This window comes from Bacteroides sp. MSB163 (assembly GCF_036416795.1).
In the GTDB taxonomy this organism is placed as follows: Bacteria; Bacteroidota; Bacteroidia; order Bacteroidales; family Bacteroidaceae; genus Bacteroides; species Bacteroides maternus.
The window spans coordinates 3365403-3388681 of record NZ_CP143867.1; the positions used below are offsets into that span (position 1 = coordinate 3365403).

The following is a 23279-nucleotide window of genomic DNA, read 5'->3' on the forward strand; positions in this document are numbered from 1 at the left end:
GTTAATAATTAATGTGCACGGTTGATCATATGAAATTAGCCGTGCATGTTTTAATATATTAGATTATGAAATGTATGAATTTATACTCTTTATTATTAGTGTTGTTAATTTTTGTGAGTTGTGGAAGTAGCAATGATGCCTCTGGAATAATTGCTCCTACTGTCAATGTATTACCTACTCAGGTATCAGCTACTTATGAAGGAGTTGTTACAAAGTTATCGATTACTTCCGATCAGGAATGGACAGCTTTTAGTGGAGATGCTTGTAAAGAATGGGTTAGCTGTAAAACATCTGGTAGTATTGGTACACAAGGTACTGTGGAAGTGACAGTTAAAGCTAATACAGACAATCAGTCTCGTGAAGGAGAAATTATAGTGAAGTCTGGAATAACTCGTATTTCGATTCCTGTATCTCAGGAGGCAAAACCAGAAGCACCTGTGGATCCAGATATACAGATTCCTGAAGGATACAAATTAGTTTGGCAAGATGAATTTAATAATACTTCTCTGAGTACTCCAGATGAAAGTCTATGGAAATATGAAACAGGTCATGGTACCAATGGTTGGGGTAATAATGAAATTCAGAACTATATTGCTGGTTCTAAGGATGGAGTTGTATGTGCAGATGTAAGTAATGGTACTTTAAAAATCATAGCGCAGAAGGTGGGTGATGAAGTCTATTCCATTCGCATGAATACCCGGACAAATTGGAAATATGGTTACTTTGAAGCTCGTTTGAAACTGCCGAAAGGAAAAGGTACTTGGCCTGCTTTCTGGATGTTACCTGATCCATTCACCAGCTGGCCTGATGGTGGAGAGATTGATATAATGGAAGAAGTGGGATATGATCCTAATAATGTACTTTCTACTATTCATTGTGGTGCTTATAATGGCAGTAACGGAAAGCAAAAAGGAGATGGCTCTTATATAGCTACAGCTCAAACTGATTTTCATATATATGCAGCAGAATGGACTGAGGATTATATAAGTTTTCTTGTAGATGGAAAAGAGCATTTTCGTTATACTAATGATAAAACAGGTACTGCTACCTGGCCTTTCTTTACTAACTTTAATTTGAAGTTAAATCTTGCGTGGGGAGGTAATTGGGGAGGTGCTCAAGGCATAGATGAATCGGCCTTACCTGCAACTTATGAGATTGACTATGTACGTGTGTTTCAGAAAAAATAATTGAATAGAAGATATGAAAACTATTAAGATATTCTTTGCCTGCCTGCTTTTACTTCCTTTTGTCTCTTGTACGCAAGTGGCAAATAAAGGCAGTGATGCGGCAATCGAGAAAAAAGTAGAATCTCTCTTGTCCAAGATGACCCTTGAAGAGAAAATCGGTCAGATGAACCAGATTTCCTCTTATGGTAATATCGAGGATATGAGTGCTTTGATTAAGAAAGGTGAAATCGGTTCCATCTTGAATGAGGTGGATCCGGTGCGTATTAATGCGCTACAGCGCGTGGCAATGGAAGAATCCCGGTTGGGTATTCCTTTGCTGATAGCACGTGATGTCATTCACGGGTTTAAAACAATTTTCCCTATTCCCTTGGGACAAGCGGCTTCGTTCAATCCGCAGGTAGCAAAAGACGGGGCACGGGTAGCAGCTATTGAAGCTTCGTCTGTAGGTATCCGGTGGACTTTTGCGCCAATGATTGATATTGCTCGCGATCCTCGCTGGGGACGTATTGCCGAAGGGTGTGGTGAAGATACGTACCTTACTTCCGTAATGGGAGCTGCTATGGTAGAAGGTTTTCAGGGAGATTCGCTGAATAGCCCTACTTCAATTGCGGCTTGCCCTAAACATTTTGTAGGTTACGGTGCAGCCGAAGGAGGACGTGATTATAATTCCACTTTCATTCCCGAACGTCGTCTACGCAATGTTTATTTGCCGCCTTTTGAAGCTGCCACCAAAGCGGGTGCAGCCACGTTTATGACTTCATTCAATGATAATGATGGGGTTCCATCTACCGGGAATGCTTTCATTTTGAAAAACGTACTCCGTGATGAGTGGGGATTCGATGGCTTTGTTGTGACGGACTGGGCTTCTGCCAGCGAAATGATAAGCCATGGTTTTGCAGCCGGTTCAAAAGAAGCGGCAATGAAATCTGTGAATGCAGGAGTAGATATGGAAATGGTGAGTTACACTTTTGTGAAGGAATTGCCGGAATTGGTGAAAGAAGGAAAGGTGAAAGAAAGCACTATTGATGAGGCCGTTCGCAATATTTTACGTATCAAGTATCGTTTGGGACTGTTTGATGCTCCTTATGTAGACGAAAAACAACCATCTGTCATGTATGCTCCTTCTCATTTGGAAGCAGCTAAGCAAGCGGCTGTCGAATCGGTTATTCTGCTGAAGAATGATAGGGAAGTGTTGCCGTTACAGCCATCCGTGAAAACTGTTGCAGTGGTAGGACCTATGGCTAATGCACCTTATGAACAGTTGGGTACTTGGATATTTGATGGTGAGAAAGCTCGTACTCTGACTCCGTTGAACGCTATTAAGGAAATGGTTGGCGATAAAGTACAGGTGATTTATGAACCGGGACTGGCATATAGTCGTGAGAAAAATCCGGTAAGTGTGGCTAAAGCGGCTGCCGCCGCTGCGCGTGCAGATGTCATTCTTGCTTTTGTGGGTGAAGAATCTATTCTTTCGGGTGAAGCTCACTGCTTGGCTGATCTGGACCTGCAAGGCGATCAGGAAGCTTTGATTACAGCTTTGGCTAAGACGGGTAAACCTGTAGTGACTATTGTGATGGCGGGTCGTCCGTTGACTATAGGTAAGGAAGTCGAAGAATCGACTGCTGTTCTCTATTCATTCCATCCGGGCACGATGGGCGGTCCTGCATTGGCTGATCTGCTTTGGGGGAAGGCTGTGCCGAGCGGAAAGACACCGGTTACTTTCCCGAAGATGGTGGGACAAATTCCTGTGTACTACGCTCATAACAATACCGGACGTCCGGCTACACGGAATGAAGTGTTGCTGAATGATATTGCTGTTGAGGCCGGACAGACTTCACTGGGATGTACTTCATTCTATATGGATGCAGGTTTTGATCCCTTGTTCCCGTTTGGCTATGGTCTGTCGTACACCACATTTAAGTATAGCAACATCAAACTGGCATCTGATGTACTGAAAAAAGATGATGTGCTGACAGTGACATTCGATCTGGAAAATACCGGGAAATATGAAGGAACGGAAGTAGCTCAGCTGTATATACAGGATAAGATTGGTTCCGTGACCCGCCCGGTGAAAGAACTGAAACGTTTCACTCGTGTGACATTGAAGCCGGGTGAGAAGAAAAGCGTTTCGTTTGAACTCCCTATTAGTGAACTTGCATTTTGGAACATAGATATGGCTAAAGTTGTGGAGCCCGGAGACTTTGGGCTCTGGGTAGCAACGGATAGTCAGTCCGGAGAAGAAGTTTTCTTCAAGGTAGTAGACTGATTGGTGATTTTAAGGTTAAAGTAGGAGAGGGGCGGTCCGTGATGGTTCGCCCCTCTTGATTATTTTATGACACTTAAATAGAATTCATGATTATTTTATGCGTTTATAACCGTAAACAGCATTAGCGCCCAGTTCTTCTTCGATACGAAGCAACTGATTATATTTTGCCATACGGTCGGAACGACTCAATGAACCGGTTTTGATTTGTCCGCTATTGGTGGCAACGGCGATGTCGGCAATCGTAGCGTCTTCCGTTTCACCGGAGCGATGGGAGGTCACGGTAGTGTATCCGTGGCGGTGAGCCATTTCGATGGCATTCAATGTTTCGGTCAGGGAACCGATTTGGTTTACTTTAATTAGAATAGAGTTGGCACAACCTTTTTCAATACCCATGGCCAGGAAGTCAACGTTGGTAACAAAGAGGTCGTCACCTACCAACTGGCAACGGTCGCCGATGCGGTCGGTAAGTTTCTTCCAGCCTTCCCAGTCATTTTCGCTCATGCCGTCTTCGATAGAGTCGATGGGGAATTGGTTGATAAGTTGTTCCAGGTAGTCAATCTGTTCGTCGGCTGTGCGTTTCTTGCCTTTCTCGCCTTCAAACTTGGTATAGTCGTAGATTCCGTCTTTATAGAATTCGGAAGAAGCGCAGTCCATGGCAATCATTACATCTTTGCCCGGTTCGTATCCGGCAGCTTTGATGGCGGCAATAATACTGTTCAGAGCATCTTCTGTACCTTCCAGATTTGGTGCAAAACCGCCTTCGTCACCTACAGCAGTACTCAGGCCACGATCTTTCAGTACTTTCTTTAAAGCGTGGAATACTTCGGCACCCATGCGCAGACCTTCACGGAAGGAAGTTGCACCTACAGGGCGTATCATGAATTCCTGGAAGGCAATAGGAGCGTCACTGTGTGAACCACCGTTGATGATATTCATCATTGGTACGGGCATTACGTATGTATTGGTACCACCGATGTAGCGGTACAGGGGGATATCGAGATAAGCGGCGGCAGCTTTAGCTACGGCGAGGGATACGCCGAGAATAGCATTTGCGCCCAGATTTGATTTTGTTTTTGTTCCATCCAATGCCAGCATGGTATGATCGATGCCCATCTGGTCGAGGGCTGACATTCCGACAAGTTTCGGAGCGATAATATCATTGATGTTTTCTACAGCTTTTAATACGCCTTTGCCTCCATAACGTCCTTTGTCGCCATCACGGAGTTCCAATGCTTCGTGTTCTCCCGTAGAAGCGCCGGAAGGAACGGAAGCACGGCCCATAAAGCCTGATTCCAACATTACATCTACTTCCACTGTGGGATTTCCTCTTGAATCGAGGATTTCACGTCCGATAATCTTTTCTATTTTCATAATTATGATATTATTTGTAATTATTTTAAATAGTGAACAAGAAACAATCGGTTTTTGTTCAGGAAAGTAGTACTGTAATTGCAATTAGATTATCATTTTCCGCCAACTGCTCCCCCCGCCAATGCAGCCAATATTCCCAGCGTGATGCTGATTAAGGTATATGCTATAAACGTTCCATAGAAACCACCTTTCAGCAAGGTCAGACCATCATTGGAAAAAGTAGAGAAAGTGGTGAATCCACCGCAGAAACCGGCAGTCAATAACAGACGCATTTCGGGCGAGAGATTAAAACGGGCGGAAAGGGTATAAAACAATCCGATGAGAAAACTGCCGAAGATATTGACTGTAAATGTTGCCCAAGGAAAGGAATAGGGGATGATCCGTTCGTGCAGTAGTTCCTGTACGTAGTAACGGAGTACACTGCCTGTTCCGCCACCAAGGAAAATGCATATCAATTCTTTCATTTTATTCTGTTATTATTCCGATAATGTTTGCAAAGGTACAATTTTTCATTTATATCGGGTTTATATTCCGGCTTTTTCCCTTAATGCTTAAAAATCAGAAACTAAACCAGTTATGCAAACGTTTGCCGGTAAATCATCTATATTTTCATTTTATTCCTTCGTTCACATGTCATTTCATCCTTATATTTGCATCACGATTATAATTCTCTAAAATAATTCAAATCATGAAAAACATGAAAGCAATCAAATTGTTCTGTCTCCTGCTCTTTTTGTTTGTAAGCAACTGGGCAATGGCCGAGAGTATCACCTCGCCGAACGGACAACTGCAACTGAACTTTTCAGTGAACGCACAAGGTGAACCGATCTATGAACTTTCCTACAAAGGAAAAGCTGTTATCAAACCTTCTAAACTCGGCTTGGAACTGAAAGATGCTCCGGGGCTGATGAATGGATTTACACTGGCAAATACCCAAACTTCCACTTTTGATGAGACTTGGGAGCCGGTATGGGGTGAAGTGAAACAAATTCGCAACCATTATAATGAGATGGCTGTAACGTTGAACCAGAAAGCGCAAGATCGCAATATGATCATCCGCTTCCGTCTGTTTGATGACGGTTTGGGTTTCCGTTACGAATTCCCTTTGTCTAAGAACCTGAATTATTTCGTTATCAAGGAAGAGCATACTCAGTTTGCCATGACGGGCGATCACACAGCTTTCTGGATACCGGGTGATTATGATACACAGGAATATGATTATACAGAATCTAAGCTCTCTGAAATCCGTGGCTTGATGGATGGTGCAATCACTCCTAATTCTTCACAGACTACGTTCTCTCCGACGGGTGTACAGACTTCTCTGCAAATGAAAACAGCTGACGGTCTTTATATTAACCTGCATGAGGCTGCTTTGGTGGATTACTCCTGTATGCATCTTAATCTGGATGATAAGAATTTCGTATTCGAATCCTGGCTTACTCCTGATGCAAAAGGGGATAAGGGATATCTGCAAGCTCCCTGTAAGTCTCCGTGGCGTACGGTTATCGTAAGTGATGACGCCCGTGATATTCTGAATTCCAAACTGACGTTGAATCTGAATGAGCCTTGTGCTTATGAAGATGTTTCCTGGATTAAGCCGGTGAAATATGTAGGCGTATGGTGGGAAATGATTGCCGGAAAGAGCACTTGGGCTTATACCGATGATCTGCCTTCTGTAAAATTGGGTGAAACGGATTATGCCAAAACTAAACCTAACGGACGTCATGGCGCTACCAATGAGAACGTAAAACGTTATATAGACTTTGCTGCTGAAAATGGCCTTGATCAAGTGCTGGTAGAAGGTTGGAACGAAGGATGGGAAGACTGGTTCGGTCATTCTAAAGATTATGTATTTGATTTTGTAACTCCATATCCTGACTTTGATGTAAAGATGTTGAACGCTTACGCTAAAAGTAAGGGTGTGAAATTGATGATGCACCATGAAACTTCGGCATCCGTACGCAATTATGAACGTCATATGGATAAAGCCTACCAGTTTATGGTAGACAACGGTTACAATGCAGTGAAGAGTGGTTATGTAGGCAATATGATTCCTCGTGGAGAGCATCACTACGGTCAGTGGATGAACAACCATTATCTGTACGCCGTGACTAAAGCTGCTGAGTATAAAATTTGCGTAAATGCCCATGAAGCTGTGCGTCCTACCGGACTTTGCCGTACTTATCCTAACCTGATTGGTAACGAGTCTGCCCGTGGTACGGAATATGAGGCTTTTGGTGGCAGTAAACCGTTCCACACTACCTTGCTTCCATTTAATCGTCTGATTGGTGGCCCGATGGATTATACTCCGGGTATCTTCGATACAAAACTTGATTTCATGGGCGATCTGCCTCATGGACAGGTACAGACTACTCTCTGTAAGCAGTTGGCTCTTTACGTGACATTATACAGTCCGTTGCAGATGGCTGCCGATTTAGTAGAGAATTATGAGAAGCACATGGATGCTTTCCAATTCATCAAAGATGTAGCGGTAGATTGGGATGATAGTAAATATCTGGAAGCGGAACCGGGTGATTATATTACGGCAGCTCGTAAGGCGAAAGGAACGAATAACTGGTTTGTAGGTGGCATCACAGATGAGAATGCACGTACTGCTAACTTTACTCTGGATTTTCTGGAACCTGGCAAGCAATATGTAGCTACTCTTTATGCTGATGGTAAAGATGCTGACTACAAAGAGAATCCGACTTCTTATCAGATAAAGAAAGGTATTGTGACCAGTAAGACTAAGATGTCTGTGAAGTTGGCACGTAGTGGTGGCTTCGCCCTGAGTCTGATTGAGGCTACTCCGGCAGATAAGAAGGCTATGAAGAAATGGAGATAGACTAAGATTCCGGATAACTCTCAGATTGAGAGGTACTCTAAAATTAGGGTAAAAAGAGGTTTTTATTAGGCATTAGGTAAATAAGGGGTGTGTCAGGCTATAAATTAGACACACTCCTTTCTTTTTTCTTTGTATGACTTCGTAAGTATGTAAACTACAGTTGTGGCCACTAGAAAAGTAAGTATCCTAATCTAAAGAAGTAAGCTATGTGAGAGCAAGTAGAAGGTATGTTATCGTTTTATCTACCACCTTTCAGGAGTAGGAAGTAAGGATATTGCAAAATAGAATCGATGCTTCCACAACTTAATAAGATGATTGAGCAAGAACTTGATGGTATGGCTTGATTACCTCTGAAATGGGAGGCTTTGCATTGACTCGATGGTTGCAGATAATGCACTGAATTATATCATTTGTCACTAAATTTGAATAAGCTTTAGAAGTCTTGTGATGTAACAAAGTTTGTCCTGTTTGCAAGGCATTAAGAGCCTGCTTACAAGAAGTTAAGAGTTTGTCGACAAACTCTTAACTTCTTGTAAGTGACTAATTCTCAGAGTAGTTTTAAAGTGCCTTTGTAGTTGAGGTAATGAACGAATAGTGTTAAATAAAATTCTTTATTGTTTGGTGTGTTAAGCATAGCTTGTATAGGGCTACACCTTTTGCCGCAAAGGGTGTAGCCTTACATACAAAAGGGTGTAGCCATCCGGGGTAAATGGTGTAGCCCTTTTGGTAGTGCCCTTACAGGTACTTGTGGATGGGATTAAATGATATGATTAGAATTATTTTTATTAAATACTTTGTTCTTTCGAAAATCCCCCTTATCTTTGTGCCCATTAAACGAACGATTAATAGTATATTTTGTTCTATTAAGTCTTTTGTTTACAGTATATTAGAAGTCGAGAACTGTGCTTTTTCAGCAAAATCAGCTTTTCCAGTCTTCAAAAGTGCCTGTTTGCACTTCCTGCGATAGGGAGTCTGAATTTAGGCCGTTGAACGTAGCAAATTCACCATCACGGATTTACGTTTTAACCGGAAGGAATTTTCATTCCCCGGTGTCCCCAAGAAATATCCAGACGAGAACAGTTAATCATTCATGAGCTCTCAATCTTCCATTCTGAATTCTGAATATCATTGGTATGCTTTGCGTATCACCTATAGCCGGGAACTCGTTCTGAAAGAGTTTTTGGATAAGAATAATATCGAAAACTTCATTCCTATGCGTTATGAATATGTAACGCGGAAGGAGCAACGTATTCGTAAACTCGTTCCTGCCATACATAACCTGGTTTTCATTTATTCCACTCGTAAGAAGATTGACGAAATTAAGGAGGAAAATGCTGTTCTACTACCTCTTCGTTATATAATGGATCGTGAGACGAAGCAGCCGATTATCGTTCCTGAAATCCAAATGCGCCACTTTATAGCCATCGCCGGCTCTTACGACCAACAAGTAATTTACTTGCCACCTACGGAATATTCCATGCAGAAAGGAGATCGTGTCCGCATCACTGGTGGGGTTTTCGAAGGTGTCGAAGGTATATTTGTTCGTGTAAAAGGTGATCGTCGGGTAGTTGTTTCTATTCAGGGGGTTATGGCAGTAGCTACCACTTTTATTCATCCCTCTCTTATTGTTCCGGTAACAGAAGAATAATTCATAATTTATAATTTTTAATTCATAGTTATATGAAGTCTCAAATCGATGCTTTGCGTCAACTTACGCATGAGCTTCTTTATCTTGGTATGGATGGTGAACCCATTTATGCAGATCGTTTTCGCCAATTGAATTCGGATGTTTATAATCAGGCAGAAACCTTGTATCGGAAGAAAGCCCGGAATGACGAAGAAGAGGTGATTCTTTGTACTACTCTCTTGAAAGCTTATAGTGCTACAATTTACAATCATGGGGATAAGGAAGATAAAGTTCAGATGCTACTTGATCGCAGTTGGAAAATATTGAATAAAATATCTGATTCGCTGTTGAAATGTCGATTATTGGTGGCCTGTTATAGAGAGACGTTAGAGGAAGAATTAGCAAAAGAAGCACATATAATTATAAATAGTTGGGATGGCTTGTTCACTAGTGAGCAACAAGAGGTCATCAATGAATTAGATAAAATTGAGTAAGTGTCCCAATTGGTGTATTGCTTTTGAAATTAAGTCTTCTTACCATATATGTTGCTAAAAGCACTTACATATTTGCTCTATAGTGGTATGGAAGAAATTAAGAATTTATAATGAAATTAGTCAAAGGATTTATAAATAGAATTCGTACGTCAGATTATACTAAGTCCTTATTAGTATTAACTGGAGGAACCTTTATAGCACAATTAATCCCAATTATATTTTATCCAATAATAGGACGGCTATTTACACCAGATCAAATAGGAACAGCTGCAATTTTTTCTCAAATAGCGGCAATATTAGCTATCTTAGTTACTGGTGGATATACTTATTCAATTTTTATTTCTAAAAGTAAGGAAGAGGCCTTTAATATTATTGTATTAGTATTGTCATTGTCGATATTTGTGTTAAGTGTTATATGCTTAACTTTTTATTTCCTAAGGGATGAAATTCATTTATTATTAAATGAACCTCTTTTTGTGAAATTGTTTTTTATCCCAATATTGATAGCATTGTTCATTGTTATTTATCAATGTTATAATGAATGGTGTGTTAAAAATAAATATTTCAAACAGTTGTCCGTGAATAAACTAGTAAATAGTTCATCATTATCTATTGCAGAAACACTGTTTGGGTGTATGAATTCATTGGTCTTAGGTAACGGGAAGGTCTATGGCGAATTAATAGGCAGAGGTATCTCTGCATTCTCTTGTTTATTTTCTATGTTTGTGAAAGATAGAAATCTGTATAAAATCGTGTCATTATCTGTTGTTAAGGAATGTTTGACTAAATATATTAGATTTCCAAAATATGTAATGACTGGAAAATTGATTAATAGTGTATCGTGCGCTATACCTCTATTTTATTTAGGTGCGGTTTTTACTAAAGAGGAACTTGGTTTTTTTTCAATGTCGAATACGATAATAGCAGTTCCTATTTCCATTATTACAATAGCTGTTAGTGATGCATATCGGCAGAGGGCGAATGAAGATTATAACAATTATGGTTCATGCAGAAATATACTCGTTAAAACAATAGTTCCTATCTCTATCATTTCTTTAGTGGGATTTTCTATTCTTTTCATAATCTCTCCATTTCTTTTTGAAATTATTTTAGGTTCACAGTGGATAAATGCTGGCATATATACTAGATATTTAATACCTATGGTTGCCATATCATTTGTTACAGAAGTTATTCGTCCTACTTTAATAATTGCAAGTAAACAGTCATATGATTTTATATGGCAACTTTTGTTTTTGTTTTCAATGTTACTTCTTATTGTTATATCTAATTTATATAGAGACATTTATGTTTTCTTGCTTTTTTTTAGTGGAATAAAGTCATTACTTTTTTTGTTGCAGTTTTATTGGTGCTATAGATATTCGGTAAAATGACATTATGAAAATATTTAAGCATCAACGGATATCACTTTTTTTATTTCTTGTATTATACCGTATAGCACAGGAAATGTATTATGCAAAATTCATTGTGCCTATATATAGCTATGCCGGTTATATTAATGATGCATCATTATCCAGATATATTATATCGTGGGCTTTTTTCATAGGCATGGCCTTATTGTTTATAAAGGCAATGTTTGGAAAAGATCGTTTTTGGAGCAATGTTTCATTTGTGCTTCTATTATTGAAATTCACTCCTTTGACTATTCTACTTGGCTATATTAGTTATGAGAAAGCATACATCGTCACAAATTTTATCTTTTGGTTTATGTTTGTAGTGTTATGTAATAATATGCCATCAATAAAAATAGTGAGCAATGATTGTATTGAAAAGCACAATAGATGTTTAAAGAACTTGTTTTATATTGTTATTGGTCTATTTGTTATATCAGTTTTATACATTTCTATAAGATATACTGGTTTTCATCTTCATACCTCGTTATTTGATGTATATGATATTAGATTTGAACAAAGAGAAAATAGCTATCCTACGGTATTTAGGTATATTTTAGCGGCTTCAACACTATTATGCCCGCTAGTTATATGCTATTTGTTGGATAAAAAAAAATATTTTTTGGCATTTGTATTTGCAATAATTATCTATATAGATTTTTCTATTGTGGGATTAAAATCTATAGTTTTTGCAACTGTGATAGGAATTATAATAAGATTGTATTATAAGCAATACTATCTTAGGTATATTCCGTTATTAGCATCGATATTTATTCTTTTAATCTCATTTGTAAAAAATGCAACAATACAGTTAGGTGTTTCTTTTGTTTTTTGGAGAGTGTTTTATGTTCCATCTGGAATGGATTATGAATATTATACTTTTTTCAATCTGTTTGAACCGGATTATTATAGGAATAGCATTTTTAGCAGATTTGGCATGAATTCTCCCTATTCATCAACTAGTGTAGATATTGCTGTGGGGGAATACTTTTCACCAGAAGTGGAAGGCATAAGAGCTAATAATGGATTAATTAGTGAAGCGTATGCTAATTTTGGAAATGAAGGTTGTTTTATATTACCCTTTATATTAGTTGTTTACTTTAAAATTATAAGTTCATGTGCGAAAGGAGTAAATGAGTCATATATATTTTTTATAGCTGTGATATTTTCATATGCGATTATTTCAACTTTCATTCCCGCAACCTTTTTATCTAGTGGAGTTTGGGCTTTATTGATTATTCTTATATCATATAGAACTAATCCCCAAAAAACTTTATGAATATAAATGATTTGTATGATTCTATTCGTTGGTATTAGTAAGAAGTGAAAAAATGAGAAACTTTAAAGATCTTAAAATTGCTGTAGCTGGAACAGGCTATGTGGGCTTGTCGTTGGCTACTTTGCTTGCACAACATCATCAAGTGATAGCTGTTGATGTGGTATCTGAAAAGGTCGAAAAAATCAATAGGCGAATCAGTCCTATTCAGGATGAATATATTGAAAAGTATTTTTCGGAAAAGAAACTGAACCTGACAGCTACGTTGGACGGTGCAACGGCTTATAGTGATGCCGATTTTGTAGTGATTGCAGCTCCTACAAACTACGACCCTCAGAAGAATTTCTTTGATACGCATCATATTGAGGATGTGATTGATTTGGTACTAGAGGTTAATCCCGATGCAACAATGGTAATCAAAAGTACTATTCCGGTTGGTTATTGCCGTTCCTTGTACGTGAAGTATACTGAAAAATTTAAGGAGAAAGGGTGGGACACCACACACAAATTTCGTTTGCTCTTTTCGCCTGAGTTCCTGCGCGAAAGTAAGGCATTATATGACAACTTATATCCTAGTCGCATAATCGTGGGTTATCCCAAAATGATTGGTCAGTTTGATGAGGAGAATAAGGCTATCCATACCATTGGAGGCAATGATCTTGAGGAGGCGGCGCATGTTTTTGCTTCTCTATTGCAGGAAGGGGCTATAAAGAAGGATATTGACACTCTTTTTATGGGTTTGAAGGAGGCGGAAGCTGTGAAGCTTTTTGCCAATACTTATCTGGCTCTTCGTGTCAGTTACTTCAATGAATTAGATACCTATGCTGAAATCAAGGGATTAGATACACAAGCTATTATTCAAGGAGTAGGGCTTGACCCCCGTATTGGTACCCATTACAATAATCCCAGCTTTGGTTATGGCGGTTACTGCCTGCCCAAAGACACGAAACAGTTACTGGCTAATTATAACGATGTACCACAGAATATGATGACTGCTATTGTTGAGAGTAATCGTACCCGTAAGGACTTCATAGCTGACCAAGTTTTGAAAAAAGCGGGCTATTATAGTTACAGTGAACAAAATGGATATGATAAAACACAGGAAAAGGAGTGTGTGATTGGTATTTATCGTCTCACAATGAAAAGTAACTCTGATAATTTTCGTCAAAGTGCTATTCAAGGTATCATGAAACGCATCAAGGCTAAGGGCGCTACAGTGATTATCTATGAACCTGTACTGGAGGATGGTAGTCTTTTCTTTGGGAGTAAGGTAAATAATGATTTGGAGAAATTCAAGTTAATGAGTCATTCCATCATTGCTAATCGTTATGACGATTGTCTGGATGATGTGAAGGAGAAGGTTTATACTAGAGATGTATTTAAACGAGACTCGTAAAAATAATTATAATTATTGGCCCCAATAGACTTTTACTTATTATAAATCAGTTGAATTAATTTACTGAAATCGGTTCTAAAAATATTAATTTGAAGTAAATCGTAGTATTTTCTATGTTTTATAGCTAACGCAAAGCTGTATATACAGGGAATGCGAATTTGCATATGATTATGAATATTCTTCTATTATCAACCATTTACCCGCTTCCTTCAAGGGAAAATAAGGGAACTTCGGTATGTCATTACTTTACAAAGGAGTGGGTAAAAGAAGGTCACAATGTGCGTGTGGTACATTATCAGGCTGTATATCCTTTCTTTTACTATTGGGCAGCTCGGGTAGCGAGAGATTTGATCACTGCGAAAACAGGTGCGGTAGTTTATACAAAACGTGATAAGGGGGCGCAATATGAATGGGATGGTGTGCAAGTATTGAGAATACCATTATTCAAACCAATTCCTCATGGGAGATTTTTATCTATTTCTATCAGAAAATCTATTCAAAAAATAGTTAATAGTAATACTGAAGCTGATTTTATACCTGATATTATAGTAGGGCATTTTCCTAATCCTCAGATAGAGGTGGTTGCGAAGTTGAAAAGTATTTATTCTTCAGCAACAACTGCTATTATAATGCATGAGAATTTTGATCTGGAGGGTGTTTACGGTGAACGATTTAAATGTTTTTATAATAAAATTGATTTGTGGGGGTTCCGTTCAAAGAAATATAGAGAAGATTTCGAAGAGAGATATGGTAAGCTTAAGCATTCTTTTATCTGTTATTCAGGTGTTCCCGCAAGTTATATTACAGAAAGCAATACTCATTCATTTGAGAAGCCATTAAGTAAATTTATCTATGTTGGTGAGATGATTCAACGTAAATATCCGGCTGAAATTATCGAGGCTTTGGTTAATGTTTATGAGGATAAAAAATTTCACATTGACTATGTGGGCAATGGTCATGAATTGGAAACCATAAAATTGAAGATGAAGAAATATCATTTGGAGAGTCAAGTGACTATTTGTGGTAGGATTCCGAGAGATGAAATAAAGGCTAAGTATGACAATGCTGACTGTATGATAATGATTAGTCGTAGGGAAGTTTATGGATTAGTCTATTTGGAGGCTATGGCTCGTGGGTGCATTACTATAGCTTCTAAGAAAGAAGGGTTTGATGGTGTGATAGAAGATGGTGTGAACGGTTTCTTATGTGAAGCGGGTAACATTCAAGAGCTTGCAAATATAATTCGTAAAATTAATAAACTCACTCCGGATGAAAGGTTAGCTGTTTCAGAGAGAGCAATTGAAACTGCTCGTCGTTTGACAGATAAGAATGCCGCTGATTTATATTTGAATAATTTGATTGTTAAATAAAAATCACTTGAACATATAACGATTCCCTGTCTTATTCATCATTGAATTATCAGCATCCACATTTAATGGCTTGTCCATAACAACTGAAATAAAATATCCATATTGTATTCTAAATTATAAAATGTCAATCAAAGATTGTAAAATCATCGAGCTCCCCAAATTCTTAGATACGAGGGGGAATCTTTCGTTTGCAGAACAGAACAATCATATTCCATTTGAAATCAAGAGAACATATTGGATTTATGATGTTCCGGGAGGAGAATGCCGTGGAAGTCACGCATTCAGGAATACGGAAGAATTTATAGTTGCACTTTCAGGAGGTTTTGATGTGATAGTGGATGATGGTGATAGGCAGAATAAGTTTACGCTTAATCGTTCTTATTATGGTCTTTATATTCCGAAAGGGTTGTGGAGAAGAATAGATAATTTCTCAACCAATTCTCTCGCATTGGAATTTGCTTCAACTAGTTATATTCCAGATGACTATATTAGAAATTATGACGACTATTTACAGTTAAAGAGCAATGGAGAAATATAGTGTATTTGATTGCTCAATGATTGAGCTGGACAAACATCACAGTGATCGTAAGGGTAACCTGACTGTAGTGCAGAATGGCGATACTCTTCCTTTTGATGTGAAGCGTGTATACTATCTGTATGATGTCCCGGGAGGTGAGTCTCGTGGAGCACACGCGCACAGAGATTTGAGCCAGTTTATGGTTGCCGCATCCGGTTCCTTTCGTGTAACCTTGGATGATGGCAAAGTTAAACGTTCTTTTTTCTTGAATCGTCCTTATCAAGGCCTATATGTAAAACCCGGTATATGGCGTGACTTGGATGATTTTTCTTCTGGTGCTGTTTGCATGGTTTTGGCTTCTGATGTATATAAAAAGGAAGACTATATTCGTAATTATGATGAATTTCTTGAATTTAGGGAGATTAGTAATGATACATCCGTTAAGCGATTGTAAGAATCAAAATGTTCCGGCCTCTACTAATATCTGGCAGTACTGCGTAGTATTTCCTGAGGCCAGGATTGGCGAAAAATGCAATATTTGTTCTCATTGTCTGATTGAGAATAATGTGGTGATTGGTAATAATGTTACTATTAAGTGTGGTGTCCAAGTTTGGGATGGTATTGAGTTGGAAGATAATGTAATGGTAGGTGCTAATACGACTTTTACCAATGATATGTATCCAAAGTCGAAGAATGCGGATTGGGTTCTTCTTAAGACAAAGGTGTGCAAGGGTGCATCTATCGGTGCTGGTTCTACGATACTTCCAGGGATAACCATTGGTGAGGATGCCATGATTGGTGCTGGCAGTGTGGTGACAAAGAATGTGCCTGCCGGAGAAATTTGGGTAGGTAATCCAGCGAAATTTCTTAGAAAAATAGCTGATAAATAAAGAAAAACAAAATGATACCTTTTCTTTCATTAAAAGATGTAACCGCTCTTCACGGAGCTGAGATAAATGAGGCTGTAAGCCGTGTGGTTAACGGAGGTTGGTACCTTCAAGGCAAGGAGAACGAACGCTTTGAGGAGAATTACTCACAATTTGTTGGAGTACAATATACAGTTGGTTGTGCCAATGGCTTGGATGCACTGATTTGGATTTTCCGTGCATACATTGAGATGGGTGTAATGCAACCAGGTGATGAGGTTATTGTACCGGCAAATACCTATATTGCAACTATTCTTGCTATCACAGAAAATGGTTTGAAGCCTGTTCTTGTAGAGCCAAGACTGAATACGCTTGAGATTGATGAGGATAAGATAGAGGAAGTTATAACTTCTCGTACAAAAGCTATAGCTCTTGTGCATCTCTATGGTCGTTTGGCTTGGAGTGAGAAAATTGCCAATATTTGCAAAAAATATAATCTGAAGTTAGTAGAGGATAATGCTCAAGCGCATGGCTGTTTGACAGCTGATGGTTGCATGACAGGTTCGTTAGGTGATGCTGCTGGACATAGCTTTTATCCGGGAAAGAATTTAGGTGCATTAGGTGATGGTGGTGCTGTGACAACTAATGATTTGGAACTGGCCATCACTGTACGTACTTTGGCTAACTATGGTTCACAGAAAAAATATATATTCAAATATAGGGGACGTAATAGTAGACTTGACGAGGTTCAAGCAGCTGTGCTGAATGTGAAATTGAAATATCTTGTTGAAGATAATACATATCGTAAAGAAGTGGCTAAATATTATATTCAAAACATTAAACATCCCTTGGTTTCTTTGCCGGATACATTATCTTATGGAAGTAATGTCTTCCACTTGTTTCCTGTATTGTGTGAAAAGCGTGATGAACTACATGACTATTTGGAGCGGAATGGTGTCGGGACTGTGATTCATTACCCTATACCTCCACATAAACAAGAATGTTACAAAGAGTGGGCCAACCTAAATCTTCCTATTACGGAATACATATCTGAACATGAGCTGAGTATACCAATTGGACCTACGATTTCAATGGAGGAGGTGAAGGACGTTGTGAAGTTGATTAATAATTTTTCAGTAAAGTAACTTTGTATAAATGATTGCATACAATATGGATCATTCTGGTATATTGGTAAGTAAATTTGTATGTAAATATTGTTTATTGGGGGATTTACCCTCATTTTCTACTCCTTATCGTTGTGAATATAAGTACATCTAGTGATTGTTAATAAGTATTTCTATATGAGTAGCAAAATAAGAACAATTTGGATTGTAAATAAATATGCGATGCCGCCTCAATATGAATCCAGACTGCGTGCTATAAAGTTTGCCTATTATTTGACCGAATTTGATTACAAGGTGATATTATTTGGATCAAGTGTCATGCATAACATGGATTTAAATATCATTGAAGATAACTCAAAATATATGAGGCGAAAGTATGGCAAGATTGATTTTGTGCATATTAATACGTTAATGTATAGTAAGGCATCTAAAGTAAGGAGAGTATTGAGCGATTATCTTTTCTTTAAGAGATTGGTGAATTTAGCGGATAACTTTGAATGTCCAGATTGTATTATTGCGACAGGAGGACCTCTCTTGACAAACCCATTATTGAAATATGCCCAAAAAAGAGGTGTTTCATATATAAAGGAAAGTCTAGATGTTTGGCCTGATAATTTTGTGGATTTTGGGTTAATTTCTAAATGGAACCCAATAGTGAAGTTGTTATTTGCTCAATCAAAATATAATTGTGCCAAATCAGATGCGCTTGTTTTTTCTTGGTCTGGTTGTTATGACTACCTTAAAAATAAAAGATGGGATGTTGACAACGGTGGTCCTATTGATTTGAAAAAGGTATTTTATATAAATAATGGGGTTGATCTTGAAGATTTTGAAAATTTTAAGCAACAATTTATCATTGATGATCCGGATTTACGTTCTTGCCATAAAAAAGTTGTTTATTTAGGTTCATTAAGGCACGTGAATAATGTAATGCAATTGGTCTATGCTGCAGAAATCTTAGAAAATAAGAAAAAAGATGTGAAATTTCTAATTTATGGGGATGGTACAGAACGAGAGAAAATAATATCATATTGTAAAGAACATCAGCTATCTAATATTATTGTTAAAGATAAGTGGATAGATCCAAAATATGTTCCATATGTACTATCCAAAAGTTATCTAAATATATTAAATTACCTGTCATCTGATTTTGCGAAAAATGGTATAAGCTCAAGTAAAATGTTCCAATATATGGCTGCAGGTAAGCCAATCGTTTGTAATATTAATATTTATGATTGCCCTATTTCTAAAAATCGTATTGGTGTTGCGAGGGAATATACTTCTTCAGCTGATTATGCAGAAGAGATATTAAAAATTTTAGATTTGCCTGAAGGAGAATATGCGTTAATGTGTGATAGAGCTAGGTTGGCAGCTAAAGAGTTTGACTATAAATTTCTTGCGAAGAAAATGGTTGATGTCATTAATAGTATATAAGAATGAGCAATATTAAATTCAGACTAGCTAAACCTTCTGATGCAAAACAAATAGCGAATGTGCATTGGAATGTAAGAGAAAGATATCAAAAAGGAATTTTTTTATCACTAGGAAAATCTTTTCTGCGATCTTATTATAAAGTGATACTTAATGATCCATACGAAGTTATCGTTTGTGCAGAAAATAGTCAGAGAAATATTATTGGTTTCAGCAGTGCAACTTTGGATGCGAAATATCAGGCTTTAACAATAAAGAAAAATATTGTTAGACTTGGGTTTTCGGCATTAGGAAGTCTAATATTTCATCCTAGATTGATAATTGAAGTTATTGATCGATACAAGTCATTGGATAAAAAAAATAAAATAAAATTTATACATAATGAAGGCGTTAGAGGAGAGTATTGGTGTTGGTTGAAGAATGAAGATGATGGGGTAAAATCGATAGAAATGGGGCATGTTAAGGAGAATATTATTTATAATTTAGGTTATAGAGAATTGTTTTTTGAAGTGGATAAATTCAATAAGAAGGTGTATAAATTTTATACAAAAATAGATAAGTCAGAGGTGGTGGAAGAGATTGTGTTACCAGATGGAAGAGAAAGGGTTTTATTTAAAAAACAGCTAAAATCAGATAATGGTTTAGTTTTATAATTGTCTAATATGGCATTTTTTAATTTCAAGAATATTAAAGTTGCAGGAGTGGCATGTGCCGTTCCTAGTAATGAAGTTAAGGCAGAAAGCTACAAGCCTTTGTTTGGTGATGTAGAGGTGGATAAGTTTATGGCGATGACGGGTGTAAGAGCCTCACGCCGTACTTCTGAATATCAAACTTGTTCAGATCTTGGTTATAGAGCGGCTAAAGAACTTTTGAAAAAGAATGGTATTAGTTCTGAAGAGATTGGGGCATTGTTGTTTGTATCACATAGTCCAGATTATCGTCGCCCTTCTACCGCTTTTGTATTGCAATATCGTTTAGGAATTCCTAAAGAAGCTGTTTGTTATGATATCAGTTTAGGATGTTCATCATTGGTCGTAGGTATGCAGACAATTGCTTCGATTATGACCACTAGTGACATAAAAAGAGCACTGGTTGTTGTTGGTGACACAGCTGGGAAGTCTGTTTATCCAACTGATAAAAGTTCGGCTATGCTGTTTGGCGAGGCTGGTGCGGTGATGTTGCTGGAAAAGACTGATAATGAATATGATGAAATAACAGCATTGCTTCGTAGTGATGGTTCGGGATATCGATATATGATTGTTCCAGGTGGTGGTTATCGTAACCTTCATGCGAATGAAAAAGTTGTAATGTGCGAAGATGGAAATGAACGTACATTGATGAATAGCTTCATTCAAGGCACTTCAGTGTTTACATTTACGATTTTTGATGTGCCTCGTCTTATTAAGGATTTTTTTACTCAAACGGGAACGACATCTGATAGTTATGATTGCTTTGCTTTTCATCAAGCTAATCTTTATATATTGAAGCAGATAGCAAAGAAATCCGGGATCGATTTTGATAAAATTCCTATCTCACTTGATCGTTATGGAAATACCTCTGGTGCTTCTGCTATCGTGTCGCTTTGTGATCGCTATGGAAATAACAATGAACATAAAGTTATCAAAGTGATGACTTGTGGTTTTGGTATCGGCATTTCTTTGGGTGCCACTTCGTTTGAAATAAATACAGACGATATTTTGCCAATTTTTGAGGATGATGAAATCTTTGAAGAAGGGCTTATTACTAATCCTAACCAATTATACGAAAAGAAATGATAACAAATATTCTTTCCTATCTCGATGCAATGGCACAACGCTTTCCTGATAAAACAGCTATTGCTGATGAAAAGACTTTTTTGACTTTTGCCGAATGGAAATATCAAGCTGAAGTCATTGGAACAGCGTTAGGTATTGCTACAGATAAGCAGATGCGTAGACCTGTACTAGTATTTGTCGATCGTCGGATAGAAGGACTTGTGGGATTTATGGGCGTAGTGGAGAGTGGCAATTTTTATGTACCTATCGACTGTAAGATGCCTGATCAGCGTGTAAAGCTCATCAATGATGTGCTTAATCCGATAGCTGCTATCACTACTACGGTTGCTGATGATAAGATACTTGACTTGATTGAGTTTAAAGGGGTGCGTTTCAATTATGCAGAGGTGATAGATAATGAGGTGGACAAGGCGTATATTGCAGATGTTCGATCTAAAGTGATAGACACTGATCCTCTCTATTCTATCTTTACTAGTGGTTCGACTGGAGTTCCCAAAGGAGTAGTAATTAGTCACCGTGGTGCTATTGATCTTGCAGAGTGGCTTGTCGAAACATTTGGATTTGATGAAACTGATGCACTTGGAAATCAAACTCCATTCTATTTTGACGGTTCGGTGAAGGATATTTATATTTGTTTGAAGTCGGGTGCTACGCTCAACATTATAGCCAAGAAGTATTTCACTTTTACAAAATTGTTGGTGAAGTTCCTTAATGAACGAAAGATTACAACTATCTTATGGGCTACATCTGCTGTAGTGCTAGTTGGTAATAGCCAAATACTAAATGATAGTGTTCCAAAATATATAAAACGTGTATTTTTTGCAGGTGAAGCAATGCCGGCAAAGCAACTGAAAGTTTGGATACATAAATTACCAAATGCTCAATACGTAAATTTGTATGGACCAACCGAAATTACTGTTGACTGTACCTATTATGTAGTGAATCGTGATTTTGATGACGATGAATACATACCTATTGGTAAAGCTTGTCATAATATGGAAGTACTGGTGTTCAATGATCAAGATAAGCTTGTAGGAGTGAATGAGATAGGTGAGTTATGTGTGCGTGGTACCGGTGTAGCTCTTGGTTATTATAACAACGAAATTAAAACTCATGAGGTATTTGTCCAAAATCCGCTTCATAATTTTTATGATGATAAAATCTACCGTACGGGTGATATCGTAAAATATAACAAACATGGAGAGATTGAATTTGTGTCACGTAAGGATTTTCAAATAAAACATATGGGGCATCGCATTGAATTAGAAGAAATAGAAGTCGTTGTTAATTCAATTGCAGATATTTCTAATGCTGCTTGTATCTTTGATCAAGAAAAGGATTCCATTATTCTCTATTATACAACTGTTTCAGGTGAAGAACTGGACATTATTAATTTGATAAAAGATAAACTCCCTAAATATATGTTTCCTAATGAAGTCTTTCACTTGAGAGTGTTGCCTTATAATATGAATGGTAAAATAGATCGTATAGAGTTGAAGAAGAATTATGATGCTCAATAAAATAAATACTATTGAACGATATGTGGAGATAGTTGAACAATATCGAAGTAAAGAAGGGGCTTCCAACGATTATTTGCAAAGAGAAGCGGAGACTTTGATAAATAACGGTGAACTTTTTGAAGTTTGTGATAGGCATAATGCTTTTCTTTTTGTGAAAAAAAATACTGGATTTAGAATGTATTATTATATCAATGATTTTAGTGCAAAACCAGATTTTAATGAACTTAAAGATGTAGTGGTTGAAATTTTATATCGTGGAAAAAGTTATTTTCCACAGAAAGAAATAGAATTTCTTGAAAAGGTAGGGTTTAGGGTTAATCTTATTAGAGACCAGTATTTAGGAGTATATAAGGATTTGGAAAGACCAATTAAAATAGAAGGGGTGAAAGTCGAATTTGCAAAAAACTTATGGGAGATAGAAAAAGCTTGTAAGTTATTTAATGATTCATTTGATATTTTGAGTGGCGATTATATAACTTCTGATATGTATGAAAAATTATTGATAAATAATGCTATTTGGATTGCGCATGGCATTGATAATGATGAATTTCTAGGGGCATTGCATCAGACTTTTACAGGTAAAACAGCTTGTATTTCACATGTGGCAGTTATTCCTGAAGGAAGAGGTAGACACGTAGGACAAGTTCTGCTTGATACGTTTATAGAAAATAATATGGAAAATGAGAAACATCGTTATATGCTTTGGGTGCAACATCAGAATACTGTAGCTGTTAGTATGTATCAGAAGAAAGGATTTAAGTATACTTTTAAATCGACAATATCATTAATAAAATAAATAATAGAA

Annotated in this window: 20 protein-coding genes; 18 read left to right on the forward strand and 2 right to left on the reverse strand. The window is 37.5% G+C overall.

The window, feature by feature from the left end; all coding sequences use genetic code 11:
• Nucleotides 1-65 precede the first annotated feature (65 nt).
• Both VYM24_RS12270 and bglX read left to right on the forward strand, forming a co-directional pair.
• Complete coding sequence (locus VYM24_RS12270; protein ID WP_291534765.1) at nucleotides 66-1187, forward strand: family 16 glycosylhydrolase; 1122 nt, start codon at nucleotides 66-68, stop codon at nucleotides 1185-1187.
• Between the two features lie 13 nt (nucleotides 1188-1200).
• Nucleotides 1201-3453 (forward strand): beta-glucosidase BglX, encoded by a 2253-nt coding sequence (bglX, locus tag VYM24_RS12275; protein ID WP_330940148.1) that lies wholly within the window; start codon nucleotides 1201-1203, stop codon nucleotides 3451-3453.
• Nucleotides 3454-3543: 90 nt separating this feature from the next.
• Here bglX and eno read toward each other — a convergent pair whose 3' ends face one another.
• Together eno and crcB are read right to left on the reverse strand one after the other, a co-directional pair.
• Nucleotides 3544-4824: a phosphopyruvate hydratase gene (eno, locus tag VYM24_RS12280; protein WP_007212838.1), complete on the reverse strand. Its 1281-nt coding sequence runs from the start codon at nucleotides 4822-4824 to the stop codon at nucleotides 3544-3546.
• A 92-nt stretch (nucleotides 4825-4916) separates the two neighbouring features.
• Nucleotides 4917-5288, reverse strand: coding sequence for a fluoride efflux transporter CrcB (gene crcB / locus VYM24_RS12285; RefSeq protein WP_299087885.1), 372 nt, complete (start codon nucleotides 5286-5288; stop codon nucleotides 4917-4919).
• A 224-nt stretch (nucleotides 5289-5512) separates the two neighbouring features.
• On the opposite strand from crcB, the gene VYM24_RS12290 reads away from it, so the two are divergent.
• The 16 genes from VYM24_RS12290 (at nucleotide 5513) to VYM24_RS12365 (ending at nucleotide 23270) form a co-directional block, all read left to right on the forward strand.
• Nucleotides 5513-7669: a glycoside hydrolase family 97 protein gene (locus VYM24_RS12290; protein ID WP_291554612.1), complete on the forward strand. Its 2157-nt coding sequence runs from the start codon at nucleotides 5513-5515 to the stop codon at nucleotides 7667-7669.
• A gap of 1090 nt (nucleotides 7670-8759) precedes the next feature.
• Nucleotides 8760-9317, forward strand: a complete 558-nt coding sequence (locus tag VYM24_RS12295; protein WP_224318826.1) for a UpxY family transcription antiterminator — start codon at nucleotides 8760-8762, stop codon at nucleotides 9315-9317.
• A gap of 32 nt (nucleotides 9318-9349) precedes the next feature.
• Nucleotides 9350-9790, forward strand: coding sequence for a UpxZ family transcription anti-terminator antagonist (locus VYM24_RS12300; protein ID WP_224318829.1), 441 nt, complete (start codon nucleotides 9350-9352; stop codon nucleotides 9788-9790).
• 110 nt (nucleotides 9791-9900) lie between these two features.
• On the forward strand, nucleotides 9901-11181 hold the full coding sequence (locus tag VYM24_RS12305; RefSeq protein ID WP_224318831.1) for a lipopolysaccharide biosynthesis protein: 1281 nt from the start codon (nucleotides 9901-9903) through the stop codon (nucleotides 11179-11181).
• Between the two features lie 4 nt (nucleotides 11182-11185).
• Nucleotides 11186-12478 carry a hypothetical protein gene (locus VYM24_RS12310; RefSeq protein ID WP_224318833.1) on the forward strand — a complete coding sequence of 431 codons (1293 nt, stop codon included), beginning with the start codon at nucleotides 11186-11188 and terminating at the stop codon, nucleotides 12476-12478.
• A 52-nt stretch (nucleotides 12479-12530) separates the two neighbouring features.
• Nucleotides 12531-13871, forward strand: coding sequence for a nucleotide sugar dehydrogenase (locus VYM24_RS12315; protein ID WP_224318836.1), 1341 nt, complete (start codon nucleotides 12531-12533; stop codon nucleotides 13869-13871).
• A gap of 164 nt (nucleotides 13872-14035) precedes the next feature.
• The gene (locus VYM24_RS12320; RefSeq protein WP_330940149.1) at nucleotides 14036-15241 is read left to right on the forward strand and encodes a glycosyltransferase; all 1206 of its coding nucleotides are present in this window, start codon (nucleotides 14036-14038) and stop codon (nucleotides 15239-15241) included.
• A 121-nt stretch (nucleotides 15242-15362) separates the two neighbouring features.
• A complete protein-coding gene (locus tag VYM24_RS12325; RefSeq protein ID WP_224318843.1) occupies nucleotides 15363-15779 on the forward strand; it encodes a sugar 3,4-ketoisomerase in 417 nt (138 codons plus the stop codon).
• Nucleotides 15766-16212 carry a sugar 3,4-ketoisomerase gene (locus VYM24_RS12330; RefSeq protein ID WP_022208050.1) on the forward strand — a complete coding sequence of 149 codons (447 nt, stop codon included), beginning with the start codon at nucleotides 15766-15768 and terminating at the stop codon, nucleotides 16210-16212. Before VYM24_RS12325 ends, VYM24_RS12330 begins: the two co-directional genes overlap by 14 nt.
• Entirely contained in the window at nucleotides 16187-16648 is a 462-nt protein-coding gene (locus tag VYM24_RS12335; protein WP_330940150.1) for an acyltransferase, read from the forward strand. Before VYM24_RS12330 ends, VYM24_RS12335 begins: the two co-directional genes overlap by 26 nt.
• An 11-nt stretch (nucleotides 16649-16659) precedes the next feature.
• Complete coding sequence (locus VYM24_RS12340) at nucleotides 16660-17769, forward strand: DegT/DnrJ/EryC1/StrS family aminotransferase (RefSeq protein WP_224318849.1); 1110 nt, start codon at nucleotides 16660-16662, stop codon at nucleotides 17767-17769.
• 156 nt (nucleotides 17770-17925) lie between these two features.
• The gene (locus VYM24_RS12345) at nucleotides 17926-19182 is read left to right on the forward strand and encodes a glycosyltransferase family 4 protein (protein WP_330940151.1); all 1257 of its coding nucleotides are present in this window, start codon (nucleotides 17926-17928) and stop codon (nucleotides 19180-19182) included.
• A gap of 2 nt (nucleotides 19183-19184) precedes the next feature.
• Nucleotides 19185-19832 carry a hypothetical protein gene (locus VYM24_RS12350; protein ID WP_330940152.1) on the forward strand — a complete coding sequence of 216 codons (648 nt, stop codon included), beginning with the start codon at nucleotides 19185-19187 and terminating at the stop codon, nucleotides 19830-19832.
• A gap of 9 nt (nucleotides 19833-19841) precedes the next feature.
• The gene (locus tag VYM24_RS12355) at nucleotides 19842-20954 is read left to right on the forward strand and encodes a 3-oxoacyl-ACP synthase III family protein (protein WP_330940153.1); all 1113 of its coding nucleotides are present in this window, start codon (nucleotides 19842-19844) and stop codon (nucleotides 20952-20954) included.
• A complete protein-coding gene (locus VYM24_RS12360; protein ID WP_224318859.1) occupies nucleotides 20951-22474 on the forward strand; it encodes an amino acid adenylation domain-containing protein in 1524 nt (507 codons plus the stop codon). Before VYM24_RS12355 ends, VYM24_RS12360 begins: the two co-directional genes overlap by 4 nt.
• Nucleotides 22461-23270, forward strand: coding sequence for a GNAT family N-acetyltransferase (locus VYM24_RS12365; protein WP_330940154.1), 810 nt, complete (start codon nucleotides 22461-22463; stop codon nucleotides 23268-23270). The genes VYM24_RS12360 and VYM24_RS12365 overlap by 14 nt, the downstream gene beginning before the upstream one ends.
• The last annotated feature ends 9 nt before the right edge of the window (nucleotides 23271-23279 follow it).